Origin of the sequence: Frondihabitans cladoniiphilus (genome assembly GCF_039544345.1) — a bacterium.
Lineage (GTDB): Bacteria > Actinomycetota > Actinomycetes > Actinomycetales > Microbacteriaceae > Frondihabitans > Frondihabitans cladoniiphilus.
This window is the reverse complement of record NZ_BAABLM010000001.1, coordinates 121,544-137,717: the sequence shown is the minus strand read 5'-3', so window position 1 is coordinate 137,717 and position 16,174 is coordinate 121,544. Positions and strand designations below refer to the sequence as shown.

Sequence of the window (16,174 nt, the reverse complement as noted above, 5' to 3'; positions counted from 1 at the left end):
ACCCCCAGGAGAACCAGAATGTCCAAGACCGTCATCCTCTACGGAACCGAGTCCGGCAACGCCGAGATGGTCGCCGACGACCTCGTCGACGAGATCAGCGGCGACCGCGAGGTGGAGGCGTTCGACATGAGCGACTTCGACCTCGCCGACTTCGACCCGGAGAACTACTACCTCGTCGTCTGCTCCACCCACGGCGACGGCGAGCTCCCCTCGAGCGCGCGCCCGTTCGGCGAGGCGCTCGACGAGGAGAAGCCGGATCTGACCGGCATCCGCTACTCGATCTTCGGCCTCGGCGACTCCAGCTACGAGACCTACAGCCACGGCAGCGAGATCATCGACGAGAAGCTGACCGCCTTGGGCGCCACCCGCGTCGGCGAGTACGGCCGGCACGACGCCAGCGACGGCTCGCTTCCGAACGACAACGCCCTCGCCTGGCTGCAGGGCGTGCTCGAGCCCGCCTAGCGCTCCTCGGTCGCGCGCCGGGCGAACCACGACGACGCGACGGCCACGAGCATCCCCACGACCGCCCCGCCGGTGGTCTCGATCGCCCGGTCGCGCAGCAGCGTGACCGGCGAGGCGGGATGCGCGAGCTGCGTCATGATCAGGATCAGCGGCGTGAACCACACCAGCGCGAGCCCGTAGTGCCGGGTCATGAAGTACTCGGTCGGGAACTGCAGCACGACCACCAGCAGCCCGAGCACCAGTGGATCCACGGGCCCCCACGGCACCAGCACGAGGCCCGCCACGACGAGCCCGGCCAGCGTGCCGACGATTCGATGGAGCCCACGGGTGATCCGGTGCGAGATCCCGACTGCGGCGAGCGGCACGGCGGCGGCGGCCATCGCCCAGTGCGGATGCCCGATGCCCGTGGCGACACTCAGCCCACCGGCGACCGCGACGGCGACCAGGTACGACACCGCGTCGACCCGGAAGCCCACGAAGCGGCGGGCCTCGTCGCGCACCCTCGCCGAAGGGTGAGCGGGGGATGCCCGGACCACCGCCTCGACGCGGACTCCGCCGTCACCGGGCCGACCCCGCACCCAGCCCGCCGCACCGACCAGCATCGAGAACACCGACGCCGCCGCCGCCAGTCCGATCGCCGTGCCTGCCGAGACCGAGAGCGGCACCGACGCGCACGCCCCCAGCGCGAACAGCCCGAAGAACGGACCGGCGGGGCGCAACTGCGATCGGCTGGAGTGCAGCGACATCACGCCGGCGAACAGCGCCTCGACGAGCACGAGGGTCCAGAGGTCGGCGCGGTGGGCCGATTGCGCGACCGACAGGCCGACGCCCACGGCGACTCCCCCGACGAGCATGACGGCGGCGAGGAGCTGATGCGTCAGGCGCCGCGGATGCGTCTCGGCCCGCCCATACATGCCGGTGAACGCGCCGAACACGACGTAGATCAGGAGGTCGGGGCGGCCCGCCGCCAGGAGCGCCAGCGACGGGACGGCCACGCTCGTGCCCACCCGCAGCGCCGCCCAGTGGTCGTCCTGCGCGGGGCCCAGCGTGACGAGACGGCGGGCCTGGTCGCGCAGGAGCCCGGAGCGGGTGCTAGCGGGCTCCGTCACGTACCAGACCGCCGAGCCACTCCACGAGATGATCGTAGAGGGCCGGGGCGAGGCCGAGGTCGGCACCGCGGGGGTCCGGACCGAAGACGCCCCAGAGCGGATGCGACGGATCGTGCCGCTGAGGGCCGGCGACGTCGCCGGAGGGATCGATCGCGGGATGCTCGGCGGCACTCGGCAGGAGGTCGAGGTGCACGAGTTCCGGGGCGATGGCGGCCAGCAGGGTCGTCTCGAAGACTCCCGCGTGGTCGGGGGCCAGCGGGGCGGTGTCGCAGCGGTTCACGCCGGACGCGAGTACGTGCATCCCCCGCTCGCCCTCGTTCCAGGTCGCCGCGAGGGCGTCGACCATCGCCAGCTGCTCGTCGGCGAAGTGGCCGGTGAAGACGACGGCCGTCTTCACGCCGAACTCCTCGAGGCGGGTGAGCGTCGTCGTCAGGTGCGCGACGACGCCGTAGGGGGCCTCGACCATGATGGTCCAGGGGTAGGCGGTGTGGCCGCCGCCGAGGCCCTGGTAGACCGTGGGCAGCACGATGCCGCCGAAGCGCTGGGCGGCGCCGACGCAGACGCCGTGCGCGTTGAGCGAGTCGAGGCCGATCGGCAGGTGCGGGCCGTGGAACTCGAGACTGCCGAGCGGCAGGTACGCCACCGGGGCCTCGGCGAGGGCGGCGTCGAGCTCGGACGGGGCCAGGAGCTCGGCCCGCACCTCGCGAGAGGCCGGGGCCGGGGTCGCGTCGCTCACTTGTAGTAGTTCCGCGGCCAGTTGTGCTCGGCCAACTGGTCGAGGAGCTCCTGCGGGAACGGTTCTCCGTCGGAGTACGACACGTTGCGCTGGACGTTCCGGCTGTTGCTCATGCCGGCGATGACCGTGGAGACCTCCGGGCTGGAGAGCACGTATTTGATGGCGGCCTCGGCGAGCGACGAGTAGAACGGCGCGACGAGCTTCTTGAGCGCCTCGACGCGCTCGAGCGTCTCGGTGAAGCGCTCGCCCCGGAACATCTCCTTCTGCTGCGAGCCGTCCTCCCACTGGTCGTAGGTCTCGGGGGTCCAGAGACCGCCGAGGGAGCCCGAGTCGAAGGCGACCCGGTCGATGAACGCCGTCTTGGAACGGGCGCCGGCCGGGAAGAGCTCGTCGCGGGGACGCTGCTCGAAGAGGTTGTAGATGACCTGGATCGAGTCGATGAGGCCCAGTTCGGCGATGTCGACGCCCTCGTCGGGGCGGTAGTCGCGAATGGAGACGCCGATCTTGTCGACCTTGCCTTCGACCCGCAGGGCGTTCAGGGTCTCGAGCCAGTCGAGTTCGTCCACGCCGGATCTGAACCAGCCGTGGAGCTGGAGCAGGTCGAGCCGCTCGACGCCGAGACGCTGGAGTGCCGCGTCGACGCCCTGGCGCAGGTGCCATTCGGGGTAGCGACCGCGCATCGTCGGGTCGTCCTCGTCGGCGCTCGGCCAGACGGTCGGCTGGATCTTCGTGGCCACGTAGACCTTGTCGCCCTGCCAGCGACGGAGCGACTCCCCCACGACCTCTTCACTGTGGCCGACGCCGTACATCTGCGCGGTGTCGACGAAGTTGATGCCGGCCTCGTAGGACTCCAGCAGGGTGGCGATCGACTCCTCGTCGTCGACGGCGCCCCATTGGCCGCCGAGCTGCCAGGCCCCGAACGAGATCTCGCTGACGTTCCAACCGGTGCGGCCGAAGCTGCGGTAGTGCATGTGGTTCCTTTTCTTTCGTGAGGTCGTGAGGGCGCGGTGCGCGAAGGGAGGGCGCGTGGTCAGGACGCGTGCGGATTGTGCACGTTGGCAAGGGTGAAGTGCTGGTGGACGACCCCGCTGCCGGGCTCGGCGAACTCCACCGGCAGCTTCGAGAAGCCGCGCACCATCTGCTTCACCCAGCGCTCGGGCTGGCCGACGATGCGGATGTCCGGCCCCTTCAGCAGCTCCTCCACCGTGACCTTGGCCGCGAGGCGGGCGAACGGTGCGCCCATGCAGGCGTGGATGCCCTCGCCGAACGACATGATGCGGTTCTTCGGCGTGAACTCGCGCCCGATGTCGAAGACGTCGGGGTCCGGGTACACCCGCTCGTCGCGGTTGGCCGAGCCCTGCAGGAAGACGACTCGGGAGTCCGCGGGGATGGTGACGCCCGCGATCGTGATCTCCTCCGTCGTCTGGCGGGAGAGGTTCTGCCCGGGGGTCTCGTAGCGGAGCGTCTCCTCGATGAAGGCCGGGATCCGGTCGGGGTTCTCGCGGAGATAGCCCTGCAGCTTCGGGAACTTGTCGAGCACGTAGACGATGTTCGACATGAGTGCCGCCGGAGCGTCGCTCGCCGCGGAGAGCACGAGGTGCGCGAGGCCGTCCTGCTCGGAGTCGTAGACCTTGCCCTTCTGCGAGGCCAGCAGGATCTGCGTGTAGGCGTCCGAGCTCGACGAGTCGGCACCGTTCTCGATCTCGGCGCGGCGCGCGGCGAACCGCTGGGCGATCAGCTCTTCCGTCTCGCCGTTGGCGGCCTCGGCGTCGGCCGGCACGCCGAACTTGCCGACCGTGCGCTCCATCGCCCGCCACATGTGCTCGACGAGCGCCGTGTTGTCCTCCCGCGGCGAGCCGATCAGCGAGATGCCCATGCCGAGCGACATCGGCAGCGCGTAGCCGCTCGTGAAGTCGCCCGACCCGGACTCGTGCAGGTCTTTCAGGAGCGACCGGGCGAACTCGCGGACGCCGTCCTCCTTCGCGATGATCTCGCGGGCGGCGAAGGTACGGCGGACGGCCGCCCGGAGGGCCGTGTGACGAGGGGGATCCTGCGCGACGAGGAGCCCCTCGCCGTACGAGTTGTGGCTGCCGTCGATGTCGTTGCCGAGACCGTTCACGAGCTGCGTGTCGTTGGCGAGGCCGGCTCGGACGTCGTCGTAGCGCGAGACCACGTAGATCTCGCGGTCGGCGTTGTAGTAGACGGGGGCCGAATCGCGCAGACGCTTGTAGGTGTCGTACGGGTGGTCGTAGACCGCGTACGACAGCGGGTCGTAGTAGAGCGTCAGGTCGAGGGGAGGTGTGGGGCGGGGTTCGTCGACCGGCTCGCCCGGTTCGCGGGGTGCGGTGGCGTCGTCGGCCGGCACGTCGGCGGCGGCGGACGCCCCACCCGTCTCGGCCTGCGGCGTCGTCACCCCGAGCGAGGCGTGCACCTCCGGCGTCGTCACCCCGAGCGAGGCGTGCGCCTGCATCATCGACGCGAAGACGGCGGGATCCATGGCCTTGCCACCGGCGGCGTTGACGAGCTCGTGATACGGGCAAGCGGGGCCGACGAGATCGCTCGCGTCGGTCGGAGCGGGGGTGTCGGTGGTCGTGGTCATCTGCCGTCGCCTTTCCTCATTGAAAACGGGGGCCGGCTCTCTCGAGCGTCGGCTGCCGAGAGCCATTCCACCGCTCGCAGATCGCTCCGGTCAAGCTCAAAGGCTAAATGAAAACGAACTTTTCTATATTCAGGCCCGGCCGGTATTGCATCGAATACCCGTTGAGGTTAATTGGTATTCGGTTCAATACATTTGCACGATATCGAGCACGGGAACGGACGTCACACCACCGCCGCCATCGACGGGCTTCCCGACGTCTCCAGCGTGCCGACTCGCCGCCAGGCCCGTTCGAGGGCGCCCACGAGGCGTTCCCGATCGGCCTGTCCACCGCTGAAGGGGAGCCGCAGGAACCGCTCGAACCCGCCCTCCGGCCCGAACACCCCGCCCGAGGCCAGGGCGACCCCCTCGGACCGGGTCGCCAGCACGAGTGCGCTCGACACGGGCCGGCCGAGATTCACCCACGTCGTCAGACCGCCCGCCGGCGACGGGACGTGCCACTCGGGCAGTCGGGACCGGAGCTCGCCCACGAGGTGGTCCCGGCCTTCGCGAAGGTGCCGACGCCGCTCCTCCAGGATCGCATCGGTCAGCGGGACGAGTTCGCGCACGATGAGCTGCTCGAGCACGGGGGTGCCCAGGTCGCCGGTCGGACGAGCGAGTACCAACCGCTGGAGCAGTGGCCGGTCGGCCCGGATCCAGCCGATCCGGAGACCACCCCAGAAGTTCTTGCCGGAGGAGCCGATCAGGACGGCCGGGCCGAGAGCGGCGAGGGGCGGCTGGATCCCGCCGTCGATGCGGAGCTCGCCCATCGTCTCGTCCGCGATGACGAGGGTTCCGGCATCCCCCGCCTCGCGCAGCAGCACCTCGCGACCCTGGGGCGTCATGGTGGCGCCGGTCGGGTTGTGCAGGTCGGGCATGACATAGGCGACGGCCGGCGCCGTCCGTCGGATGGCCGTGGTCAGGGCGGCGAGGTCCCAGCCGTGGTCGGCGTCGACCGGCACGGACACCATTCGGCCGCCCGCTGCCCGGAACGCCTCGTGGGCGTGCGGGTAGGTCGGCGACTCGATGAGCACGCCGTCGCCCCGGCCGATCAGGGTTCGGGCGAGCAGCGAGATGGCGTGCTGCGCGCCGAGCGTCACCATGATCTCGTCGGGCCGAGTGGGCAGGCCCCGCGCCGTGTACCGGTCGGCGATGGCGGCCCGCAGCCCCGGGTCGCCGACGGTGTCGTACCCGCTGTCGGCGAGCGCCGCCGGCAGGTGCCGCATCGCCCGCTCGGTGGCTTCGGCGACGCCGGAGGCCGCATGCAGAACGGCCTTGCGGAGGTCGAGCAACCCGGCCCCCTCGCTCACGGGCCCGGAGAGCGCGTCGGGGTCGGGACGTCCGGCGAGCGAGGCGGGGAGCCGGACCACGCTGCCCGAACCGCGGAGGCTCTCGAGGAAGCCGTCCTCCCGCAGCCGCGCGTAGGCGTTGGCGATCGTCGTGCGGCTGAGGCCGAGCGCGTCCGCGAGGGCCCTCTCGGCCGGAAGCCGCGCGCCGAGCGAGATGCGGCCGTCGATGACGAGCATGCGGATCGCGTCGGCGAGCGCGTCGTAGGCCGGCGACGAGAGGCGGCCTTCGCGCCAGTGCGCCAGGAGGAGGGCTGCGGCGCGGGCGCTGAGGGTGGGGGTGACGGAGGCCATGCGGCCACCGTAGCGGAATTGGCTCTCGACGGAAGGGCCAATAGCGCGATTGGATCGCCTCATGCACAAGGCGACGACATGACGGCGACGAGGATGCTCGAACCCACCCCGACCCGGACGACAGCCGTCCGCCGCGCCCACCTCGGCGCCCGCGTGCTGCAGTTGCTCGTCGGCGTCGGCCTCTACGGGGTCGCCACCGCCCTGATGGTGCGCGCGGTCGTGGGCGTCTCGTCGTGGACGGTCCTCACCGAGGGGTTGGAGCGGCTCCTGCCCTGGTCGTTCGGCACGATCACGCTGCTGTCGAGCTTCGTGATCCTCCTCGCCTGGATCCCGCTGCGGCAGAGGCCCGGAATCGGGACCCTGCTGAACACGCTGATCATCGGCCCGGCGGCCGACGCGACCCTGGCCGTGGTGCCGACGCCTGCGGGGCTCGGGGCGCGCATCCTCCTGTTCGTCGCCGGGTTGCTGCTGCTCGGGGTCGCGACGGCCTGCTACATCGGCGCCGGACTCGGCACGGGGGCTCGGGACGGCCTGATGGTCGGGCTGCACGAGCGCTTCGGCTGGCCGATCTGGGCGGCGCGGACCGCCATCGAGCTGTCCGTCGTCGCCGGCGGCTGGCTGCTCGGGGGCGACGTGGGGGTCGGCACGGTGGTGGCGGCGTTCGCCGTCGGTCCGATCGTCGGTCGGCTCATGCCCCTGTTCGTCCGGTTTCCGTGGAGCCCTCCGGCTCGGGCCGGAGACCGGGAGACGAGAGATCGAGAGACGGGCTCAAGGCCTGCCGGGTCGGACGGTGCCGGTACTCGCGCACCGTGAGCACCACGATGGCGGCGTCGAAGAGCGTCAGTATCAGCAGTCCGATCGAGTAATGCACCACGAGTTCGTAGGCCTGATAGCCGATGAACGCGATCAGGATGCCGATCGCCCAGGGGTAGACGCGGTAGCGCTCGGTGAGCACGGCGAGGAGGAGCCCGATCTTCACGAGGCCGTGGACCAGCAGGTAGACGGCGGCGAAGGTCATCGCCGATGCCGTCAGCCCCGCGACCAGGTGCACGAGGCTGTGGGACAGGAAGTCGTCGGGGTCCTGGCTCAACCGCTGCTGCGTCAGGAACGACGCCCAGCCCTGCACGGACGCCGGACTGACGACGATCAGGAACACGCCGGCCAGGACCTCGCCGAGGCCGTACACGCCCTTGGCCACCACGCCCCAGCGGAACACGAGGTCGAGCAGGCCCCGCTTCGGCGACGAGACGGGCGCCACCGCCGCGGGCGGCGTCTGCAGGCTGGTCACGGGGCGAGGACCCGGGAGGCCCTGCCGACCACGCGTCGCGCCCGCTGCACCGAGAGCACGGCCACCAGCGCGCCGATGACCACCAGCAGCACGAGGCTGACCGGCCCGGTCCCCCAGCCGAGACCGCCGCGGTTCGGCTCGACGCCCATCCAGTCGGCGAACGAGGCGCCGAGCGGGCGGGTGACGACGTAGGCGAACCAGAACGCGAAGACCGCGCCGAAGCGGCCGAGCGTGTACCCGACGAGGGGGATGCAGATCACCACGGCGAACAGGATCCCGGAGGCGAGGTACCCGACGTGGAGGGTCGACGCGGTGAGGTCGCCCGTCGCGGTGCCGAGCGCGAAGGTGGCGAGGACCGCCACCCAGTAGAAGACCTCGCGTCGTCGCGTGACGATGCTGTGGATCGAGAGCGTGCCCTCGCTTCGACGCCAGAGGACGAAGACGACGGCCAGGATCACGGCGAAGGCGGGCGCGGAGACGGCGTACGGCACGTCGAGCCCGACGTGGAGCACGTCGGCGCACATCGTGCCGAAGACGCTCACCATGACCACGGCGAACCAGTACACGGTGGGGATGTACCGTTTGGCGCGGAACTGGAGGGTCATCGCGACCACGAAGAGGACGAAGCCGACGCCGACGCCGAGCACCGGTTCGACGTGCGTGACCAGGAAGTCCGAGCTCGTCTCGCCCGCGCCGGTGGTGAGGACCTTGACGATCCAGAACAGGACGGAGACCTCGGGGACTTTGGAGGCCGGGGTCGGGAGCAGGGTCCGGGTCATGAGCCGAGCATCCCCGCTTCCTTCCAAGAAATCACCCAGACGCGGGCCTGCCACCGAAAATACCTACCAATGGTGGGCATTCTCCTCGGGGTGCCGAGTAGAACGAATCCATGAGCAGCTCCCCCGTGCATCCCTGGTCCGACCCCGCCCTCTCCCCCGACGACCGAGCCCGACTCGTCGTCGAGGCCATGACGGACGACGAGAAGTGGTCGTGGATCTCGGGGCCCATGGCGATCCCGATGCCGGGTGGCGCGCCGCTGCCCGCGGAGGCGATCGGTTCGGCCGCCTACTACCCGGCGATCGAGCGCCTCGGCATCCCCGCGATGCAGCAGAGCGACGCCAGCCTGGGCGTGAGCAACCTCGGCGAGGTCCGGCCCGGCGACAACGCCACCGCGCTGCCCTCGTCGCTGCTGCTCGGAGCCTCCTTCGACGTCGAGACCGCGCGTGAGACCGGAGCCGTCGTCGGGCGTCAGGCCCGAGCGAAGGGCTTCTCGGTGCAGCTGGCCGGCGGCGCGAACATCGTGCGGGAGGCGACCGGCGGTCGCAACTTCGAGTACGTCTCCGAAGACCCGCTGCTCACCGGCCTGATCGCGGGAGCCTCGGTGGCCGGCATCCAGTCGGAGGGCGTCGTCTCGACCATGAAGCACTTCGCCGTCAACTCGCAGGAGACCGGGCGCGTCATGGCGAACTCGGTGCTGGGCGAGGCCGCCCTCCGCGAATCCGACCTGCTGGCCTTCCAGATCGGCATCGAAGAGGGTCGGCCCGGCGCGATCATGCCCGGCTACAACCAGATCAACGGCCACTACGCCACCGAGAACGCGCACCTCATCAGCGACGTCCTGAAGGGCGACTGGGGCTTCCGGGGCTGGGTCATGGCGGACTGGGGTGCGACCCACAGCACCGAGGCGGCCGCGAACGCCGGTCTCGACGTGCAGTCGGGGGCGAACCTCGACCCCGAGCCGTTCTTCGGGCAGCCGCTCCGTGACGCCGTCGCAGCGGGCCGGGTCGACGCCGCTCGCGTCGACGACATGCTCCACCGCCAGCTCCGCACGCTCTTCGCCCTCGGGGTGATCGATGCGCCGCCGACGACCGACGGGGCCGTCGACTACTCGGCCGACGACCTGATCGCCCAGCGCTCGGCCGAACGCGGTCTCGTGCTGGTGAAGAACGACGGTGGGATGCTGCCGCTGCCCCAGGCTCTCCCGAAGATCCTCGTCGTCGGCCCCCACGCCGACGCCGGAGTCCTCTCCGGCGGCGGCTCGTCGTCCGTCACCCCGATCGGAAGCCTCGTCCTCGACGGAACCGACGTCATGGGCATGCAGACGCCCAAGGTGTACCAGCCGTCGTCGATCGTGCGGGCGATCCGGGCCGAGGCGCGCACCTCGGGCGTCACGTTCCAGGACGGCAGCGACAGGGATGCCACACTCGCGGCCGCGAGGGAAGCCGACGTCGTGATCCTGGTCGCCGACGAGTGGCGGAGCGAGGGCCTGGACGCGTCGGGCCTCGGCCTCCCCGACGGGCAGGAGGAGCTCATCTCCGCCGTCGCAGCCGTGAACTCCCACGTCGTCGTGGTCGTCGAGTCGGGCGGCCCGATCACGATGCCGTGGGCCGACGAGGTGCCCGCGATCATCGCTGCGTTCTACCCGGGATCGGGCGGTGGCCCGGCGATCGCGGGCGTGCTGTTCGGCCGGGTGAACCCCTCCGGGCACCTGCCGGTCTCGTTCCCGCGCAGCCAGAGCCAGCTCCCCCGCCCCGAGCAGAACGACCCCACGACCACCACGTCGAACCCCGGCGAGGAGCGACGGGGCGAGATCTTCGACGTCGACTACGACATCGAGGGCAGCGACGTCGGGTACCGCTGGTACGACCGCGAGGGGCTCGAGCCCCGGTTCGCCTTCGGTCACGGCCTGTCATACACGACCTTCGCCGTGTCGGACGTCGTGGCCCGGGTCGACAAGACCGCCGTGACGGTCGACGTGACGGTCACCAACACGGGCGCGCGAGCCGGCGCCGCCGTGCCGCAGCTGTACGTGTCGCGGGCGTCGGGCGCTTCGGGAGCCTCGGGCGACGACTTCGTCTGGCGGCTCGGCGCGTTCGCTCGCGTGGAGCTCGAAGCCGGCGAGCGTCGGTCGGTCCGGCTCGTCGTCGACCCGCGCTTGCTCGCGCGGTGGGACGTCTCCGCCGGGGCCTTCCGGATCGCCGGCGGCACGTACTCGCTCCGGATCGGGGCCGACGCTCGCGACGCGTCGGGCCCGGCCTTCACGGTCGAACTCGCCGCCGCTACCCTGGCCTGACCCGCAGAACCCCCGGAGGCGCGCATGACCACCGACGACTGGTCCACGAACGATCTCGCCGATGCCGAAGGCTTCGACGTCGCGTCGTGCGACCTCCAGCTCCGGCAGCTCGGCGGGCGGCGCGCCTTCACCGGCACGATCGTCACGATCGAGACGTTCGAGGACAACACGCTGCTGCGCGAAGCCCTGAACGAGCCGGGGGCGGGGCGAGTCGTGGTCGTGGACGGCAGCGGCTCGCTGCACGTCGCGCTGATGGGCGACGACATGGCCGGCCTCGCCGCCCGGAACGGCTGGGAGGGCATCGTGATCAACGGCTGCATGCGCGACGTCGCCGTACTCGCCACGATCGACATCGGGCTCAAGGCCCTGGGCAGCAACCCGCGGAAGAGCAAGAAGGAGCGGGTGGGCGCAAGAGACGTGCCGGTCACGTTCGGCGGCGTCACGTTCCGCCCCGGCGACACGCTCTACTCCGACGAGGACGGGATCGTGGTGCTGCCCGCCTGACGACGCCCGCACGGCTCCTCCGGGTCGACTCCGCGAGCTGTCAGGCTCCCGGCCGCCCGAGCACGTCGAGCGCCGTCCAGGCCAGCCCGACGGCGCCGTCGCGGAGGGCCGCGTTCGCCGACGCTCCCACGCACGCGGCCGCGAACTCCGGCTGGTGGTTGCTGGCGCCCCGCGTCTCGATTCCGACGTAGGGGTGGATCGCCCGCACGACCTGACTCACGTTGCCCATGTCGGTGGACGCCCGGGCCATCCTCGAGGCACTCTCGTCGGTCGACGACGGGCGTCCCAGCAGGACGGCGTTCCTCTCCCACGCCGCGAGGGCCGCCTCGTCGGTGCGGAACGCGTCGTAGGGTTCGCTCTCCGGCGTGATGGTCAGCGTCGTCCCGCTCGCCAGGGCGCCCGCCTCGAAGCAGTTCGCGACGCGGCGCTCGACGGCCTCGAGCTCGGTCAGCGACGCAGCGCGCACGTACCAGCGCCCCTCCGTCCGCGCCGGGATGGCGTTGGGGGCCGAGCCGCCGAGCGTCTGGATCCCGTGCACGCGCGTGTCCTCGGGCAGCTGCTGCCGAAGGAGTCCGATCGCGACCTGGGCCACGACGAACGCGTCGTTGGCGTTCACTCCGCGATCGGGGTAGGCCCCCGCGTGGGCGGACACCCCGTCGTAGGCGACATGCGAGTGCGTCACGGCGAAGGGTCGTGCTCGCGCCACGTCGACCGGCCCCGGGTGCGTCATCATGGCGAGGTCGAGGCCCGCGAAGGCCCCCTGCTCGAGCATCCGGATCTTCCCGCCCCCGCCCTCTTCCGCCGGGGTGCCGTACACCTCGACGGTGAGGTCGAACTCGTCCGCGACCGAAGCCAGGGCCCGAGCCGCCCCGACGGCGGTGGCAGCGATGAGGTTGTGGCCGCAGGCGTGGCCGAGGCCCGGCAGCGCGTCGTACTCCGCGACGAGCCCGACCCGGCGGGATCCACTGCCGACCGTGGCGTGGACGGAGGTCTCGAGCCCGAAGGCCCCGGTGCGCGCCTCGAACCCGGCTGTGGCCAGGGCGTCGGCGACCCAGGCCGCGGCGCGGTGCTCCTCCCACGCGGTCTCGGGATGCGCGTGGATGGTCTCCGAGAGGGCCACCAGCGAGTCCAGCTCCCCGTCGACCACGCCGGCGAGGTGCGCCCGCGCGCGACCGACTCCGGCCTGCGACGGGTCAGCGATCGTCACCGGGCACCCCGTAGCCCGGCGAACGGGCCGGATCGAGCGCCCGCAGGACGTAGTCGTCACGCTGCGGCAGCCAGACGTCGAGCAGGCGCCCCAGGTCGCCGACCGGATCCTCGCTCCAGTCGACCCGCAGATCGGTGACCCGCCAGCCGGCGTCGGTCACCACCGACAGGCCGGCCGAGTGGATCGGCCCGGCCTCGCCGCCTTCGGCGAGTGCGGCGGCGAGCCCGGCCAGCAGGCGTCGTTCGAGGGGCCCGGAAGCGGAATCGAACCCCTCGACGAGTCGACGGGGCACGGCGTCGGTGGCCAGCATGTTCCCTGCGGCCACCGCGTCGCCTGCGGACGGCCTCCAGGAGGCGACGATCCCGAGCGAACGCTCGCCCGAGTGCAGCGCCGTCCGCCCGGCCGAGTCGACGACGGTGAGCTGGCGGAACTCCGTGGCGGTCTCCGCGGCGAGGAGGGCGGCCAGGGCATCCCCCGCTTCGAGCCCCGACTCGAGGAGGTCGAGCAGCGCCGGCCCGAGCCGCGGATCGGTGACGTTCTGGGTGTGCACCACGCCCACACCGTCGCGCAGATGGACGCAGCGCGCTGCGACGGACGGCGACGACGACGCGATCACCGAGCCGAATGCCCCGGTCTCGGGATCTCGCACGCCGAGGGAGAAGGTCATGACAGGACGGCGGTCGCGTCGATCTCGACCAGCCACTCGGGCCGGGCGAGTGCCGACACGATGATGCCCGTGGAGACCGGGTGGACGCCCGTGAGCCATCGACCCATGACCCGGTAGACGATCTCGCGGTAGCGCACGTCGACGAGGTACACCGTCACCTTGACGATGTCGTCGAGGCTCGACCCGGCCTCGTCGAGGAGCATCGCGATGTTGGCCATGGCCTTCTCCGCCTGGGCCTCGACGTCGCCGATGCCGACGGACTCGCGGGTGTCGAGGTCCTGCCCGATCTGGCCGCGCAGGTAGACGACTCCCCCGGCGACGACGGCCTGGCAGAGGTCGTTGTCGAGGTTCTGCTCGGGGTAGGTATCGCGGGTGTTGAACGGGCGGATGCGGGTGTGCGTCGTCATGAGGTAACTCCTGTGGTGAGGGGGATGCCGGGCGCGATTCCGAGCTCGACGAGGTAGCCGCGCTGGATCGCGATCTGGTCGGCCAGGTACGTCGCGTCGTGCCAGACGCCCCAGATGAACGACGAGCCGCGACGGGACTGCCAGGGCAGCCCGAGGAAGTAGAGGCCCGACTCGGCCGAGACCCCGCGCTGGTGCTTCGGTCGTCCGCCGTCGTCGAGAGCGGAGGCGGGGAGCCAGCCGTAGTCACCGGTGTAGCCGGTGGCCCAGACGACGGTGCGGATCCCGGCGGCCTCGAGGTCCAGGGCGAGAGTCGGCTCGGTGACGCACGAGGGGTCGGGACCCAGCACGTGCGCTTCCGGCTCCTCGGGGAAGTCGAGGCCGTTCCGCTCGATCCAGGCGTCCGCCTCCTGCAGCAGGGCCAGGTAGTTCGCGTCGCCGCCCGCGATGTTCGCGGCGAGGTCCGAGCCGAAGCGGAGAAGTCCCGCCTCGAGACCGAGGGTGCGACCGACGAGGTGGATGCCGGAGGCGGCCAGGGCACGGAAGTCGACGGTCCGGCCGCCGTTTGCACCGCTCACCGCGATGGTCACGTGCTCGGCGCCCTGGGGAGGCGTCGACGCCTCCCACTTGCCGAGGACGCCCAGCCACCAGACGAAGTCCTGACCGCGATAGCTGCGCGGCGGCCGATCGTGCGGGCCCACCGAGAGGTAGACCTGGCGGCCGGACTTCTGGATCTCGTCGGCGATCTGGACCCCGGACGATCCGGCACCCACGACGAGGACGGCCCCCTCCGACAACTGCGCCGGACGGTGGTACGAGCTCGAGTGGATCTGCTCCATACCGACGGCGTCGGGCAGCACCGCAGGGATCACCGGTTTCTGGAAGGCGCCGGTGGCCGCGACGACCGATCGCGCCTCGATGGTCCCGTCGGAGGTGGTCACCGTGAAGCCGAGCCGTCCGACGTTCCGCTCGACGCTCAGCACCTCGACGCCGGTGCGGATGGGAGCCGAGGTCATGGCGGCGTACTCGACGAAGTAGTCGGCGACCTGCTCCTTGGTGGCGAACCCGGCCGGGTCGACCCCCGCGATCTCGAGGCCGGGGAACCGGTCGTGCCACGCGGGGCCGTTGGCCACCAGCGAGTCCCAGCGCTCGGAGCGCCACTTCTCGGCGATGCGGGCCCGCTCCAGCACGAGGTGCGGAATGCCGCGCTCGGTCAGCTGGGCGCTCATCGCCAGTCCGGCCTGTCCGGCTCCGACGACGAGCACCTCGATCTCTTCGCTCGACATCACGATCTCCAATGGGTAGGCAACAGGTACGCACTCACCCTGGTGACCCGTGAAGCGTCGATCAAATAGATAGCTCTGGTGAATCGAATCGCATTCGCAGATGCGACTCCGTGACGAAACACGCTCGAAACGCGGGATGCCCGCCACCCACCTCGGGAAAGAACTCCGGTGTCATCTGCCGAACAGATGCGAACCGCGCCTTCTACGTCAGTGAGCCAGGGCCTGCGAGCGCTCCGCCACGACCACCCGGATGATCTCGCCGACGGCCCGGGCGCGGGCCGTGGTGCGCACCGATTTGAGGGTGGCGAGCACCATCGAGAGGGCGGGGACCTCGTCGGCGATCGGCCGCGTGACGACGGTGTGCCCGTCGTAGGTCGTGTCGCTCACCGGCCGCTGATTCAGGATCGAGAACCCGTGCCCCTGCGCCACGAACGACCGCACGGTCTCGTAGCTCTCGGAGCGGTGACGGATGTCGGGCTCGACCCCGACGCCGGCGAGGATGGCCAGGAAGTACTCGCGGCTGTGCGGGAGGTCGAGCAGGATCATCCGCTCTCGCGCCAGTTCGCGCAACGGGATGCGGGAGCGCGCGGCCAGAGGGTGCCCGACCGGCAGGACGATGTGGGCCGGCGCCTCGCCCACGACCTCCTTGCGGATGTCGTCGCCGAACGCGAAGTCGTAGCCGACGGCGAGCTCCGCCCGTCCCGTCCGAAGCGCGTCGCGGGTCCCCTCGGAGTCGAGCTCCTCGACCTCGACCACGAGGTGCGGATACTCCTCCTGCACGCGCGACACGATGGCCGGCAGGATGAACGGCGCCAGGGTCACGAAGCAGGCCAGCCTGACCGTCCCGCGCACCTGGTTGTCGAGACCCCGGGCCGCGTCGAGCGCCTCGTCGAGATTGGCCATGAGCACCCGCGCATCCCCCACGAGCTGCTGTCCGGCCGCTGTCAGCACGAGGCCCTTCGAACGCTGGCGGATGAAGAGCTGGGCCCCCACCTGCGCCTCGAGCTGCGCCACCGCGGCCGAGACGGCCGACTGCGCCACCAACAGGTGCGCGGCGGCCTGGGTCATGCTGAGGCACTGGGCCGCCTCGATGAAGTAGCGCAGTTGCGTCAGCGTGATTTCTGGTCGTCGAGTCACGACTCTCCCCTCGTCGAAGTGGAGCT

15 protein-coding genes and 1 pseudogene are annotated in these 16,174 nt (G+C 71.0%); 4 read left to right on the top strand and 12 right to left on the bottom strand.

Features of this window, described 5'->3' with window-relative positions; translation table 11 throughout:
* Positions 1-18: 18 nt before the first annotated feature.
* Positions 19-462 (top strand): flavodoxin domain-containing protein, encoded by a 444-nt coding sequence (locus ABEA39_RS00700; protein WP_345372051.1) that lies wholly within the window; start codon positions 19-21, stop codon positions 460-462.
* Here ABEA39_RS00700 and ABEA39_RS00695 read toward each other — a convergent pair.
* The 5 genes from ABEA39_RS00695 to yczR all read right to left on the bottom strand — a co-directional run bounded on the left by ABEA39_RS00695 (position 459) and on the right by yczR (position 6,582).
* The gene (locus ABEA39_RS00695) at positions 459-1,571 is read right to left on the bottom strand and encodes an FUSC family protein (protein ID WP_345372049.1); all 1,113 of its coding nucleotides are present in this window, start codon (positions 1,569-1,571) and stop codon (positions 459-461) included. The genes ABEA39_RS00700 and ABEA39_RS00695 overlap by 4 nt on opposite strands.
* A complete protein-coding gene (locus ABEA39_RS00690; RefSeq protein ID WP_345372047.1) occupies positions 1,555-2,307 on the bottom strand; it encodes a creatininase family protein in 753 nt (250 codons plus the stop codon). The genes ABEA39_RS00695 and ABEA39_RS00690 overlap by 17 nt, the downstream gene beginning before the upstream one ends.
* A complete protein-coding gene (locus tag ABEA39_RS00685) occupies positions 2,304-3,278 on the bottom strand; it encodes an aldo/keto reductase (RefSeq protein WP_345372045.1) in 975 nt (324 codons plus the stop codon). The genes ABEA39_RS00690 and ABEA39_RS00685 overlap by 4 nt, the downstream gene beginning before the upstream one ends.
* Before the next feature lie 59 nt (positions 3,279-3,337).
* Entirely contained in the window at positions 3,338-4,906 is a 1,569-nt protein-coding gene (locus tag ABEA39_RS00680; RefSeq protein ID WP_345372043.1) for a cytochrome P450, read from the bottom strand.
* Between the two features lie 221 nt (positions 4,907-5,127).
* Positions 5,128-6,582: a MocR-like transcription factor YczR gene (yczR, locus tag ABEA39_RS00675; RefSeq protein ID WP_345372041.1), complete on the bottom strand. Its 1,455-nt coding sequence runs from the start codon at positions 6,580-6,582 to the stop codon at positions 5,128-5,130.
* A 78-nt stretch (positions 6,583-6,660) separates the two neighbouring features.
* Here yczR and yczE point away from each other — a divergent pair, with 78 nt between their 5' ends.
* Complete coding sequence (gene yczE, locus ABEA39_RS00670) at positions 6,661-7,395, top strand: membrane protein YczE (RefSeq protein WP_345372039.1); 735 nt, start codon at positions 6,661-6,663, stop codon at positions 7,393-7,395.
* Between the two features lie 43 nt (positions 7,396-7,438).
* On the opposite strand, the pseudogene ABEA39_RS00665 reads toward yczE, so the two are convergent.
* Together ABEA39_RS00665 and ABEA39_RS00660 are read right to left on the bottom strand one after the other, a co-directional pair.
* Positions 7,439-7,738: pseudogene (locus tag ABEA39_RS00665) on the bottom strand (DUF2127 domain-containing protein); the annotation flags it as partial.
* Between the two features lie 128 nt (positions 7,739-7,866).
* Complete coding sequence (locus tag ABEA39_RS00660; RefSeq protein ID WP_345372037.1) at positions 7,867-8,649, bottom strand: COG4705 family protein; 783 nt, start codon at positions 8,647-8,649, stop codon at positions 7,867-7,869.
* 110 nt (positions 8,650-8,759) lie between these two features.
* Between ABEA39_RS00660 and ABEA39_RS00655 the strand changes: the two genes are divergently transcribed.
* Together ABEA39_RS00655 and rraA are read left to right on the top strand one after the other, a co-directional pair.
* On the top strand, positions 8,760-10,943 hold the full coding sequence (locus tag ABEA39_RS00655) for a beta-glucosidase (RefSeq protein ID WP_345372035.1): 2,184 nt from the start codon (positions 8,760-8,762) through the stop codon (positions 10,941-10,943).
* Between the two features lie 24 nt (positions 10,944-10,967).
* Positions 10,968-11,447 (top strand): ribonuclease E activity regulator RraA, encoded by a 480-nt coding sequence (rraA, locus tag ABEA39_RS00650; RefSeq protein WP_345372033.1) that lies wholly within the window; start codon positions 10,968-10,970, stop codon positions 11,445-11,447.
* A 40-nt stretch (positions 11,448-11,487) separates the two neighbouring features.
* On the opposite strand, the gene ABEA39_RS00645 is transcribed toward rraA, so the two are convergent.
* From ABEA39_RS00645 to ABEA39_RS00625, 5 genes are all read right to left on the bottom strand, one after another.
* Positions 11,488-12,648 (bottom strand): amidohydrolase, encoded by a 1,161-nt coding sequence (locus tag ABEA39_RS00645; RefSeq protein ID WP_425556909.1) that lies wholly within the window; start codon positions 12,646-12,648, stop codon positions 11,488-11,490.
* Positions 12,641-13,321, bottom strand: coding sequence for a DUF1028 domain-containing protein (locus tag ABEA39_RS00640; RefSeq protein WP_345372031.1), 681 nt, complete (start codon positions 13,319-13,321; stop codon positions 12,641-12,643). The genes ABEA39_RS00645 and ABEA39_RS00640 overlap by 8 nt, the downstream gene beginning before the upstream one ends.
* The gene (locus ABEA39_RS00635) at positions 13,318-13,728 is read right to left on the bottom strand and encodes a RidA family protein (protein ID WP_345372029.1); all 411 of its coding nucleotides are present in this window, start codon (positions 13,726-13,728) and stop codon (positions 13,318-13,320) included. Before ABEA39_RS00635 ends, ABEA39_RS00640 begins: the two co-directional genes overlap by 4 nt.
* A complete protein-coding gene (locus ABEA39_RS00630) occupies positions 13,725-15,011 on the bottom strand; it encodes a flavin-containing monooxygenase (protein WP_345372027.1) in 1,287 nt (428 codons plus the stop codon). Before ABEA39_RS00630 ends, ABEA39_RS00635 begins: the two co-directional genes overlap by 4 nt.
* Positions 15,012-15,218: 207 nt before the next feature.
* On the bottom strand, positions 15,219-16,148 hold the full coding sequence (locus tag ABEA39_RS00625) for a LysR family transcriptional regulator (RefSeq protein WP_345372025.1): 930 nt from the start codon (positions 16,146-16,148) through the stop codon (positions 15,219-15,221).
* Positions 16,149-16,174 lie beyond the last annotated feature (26 nt).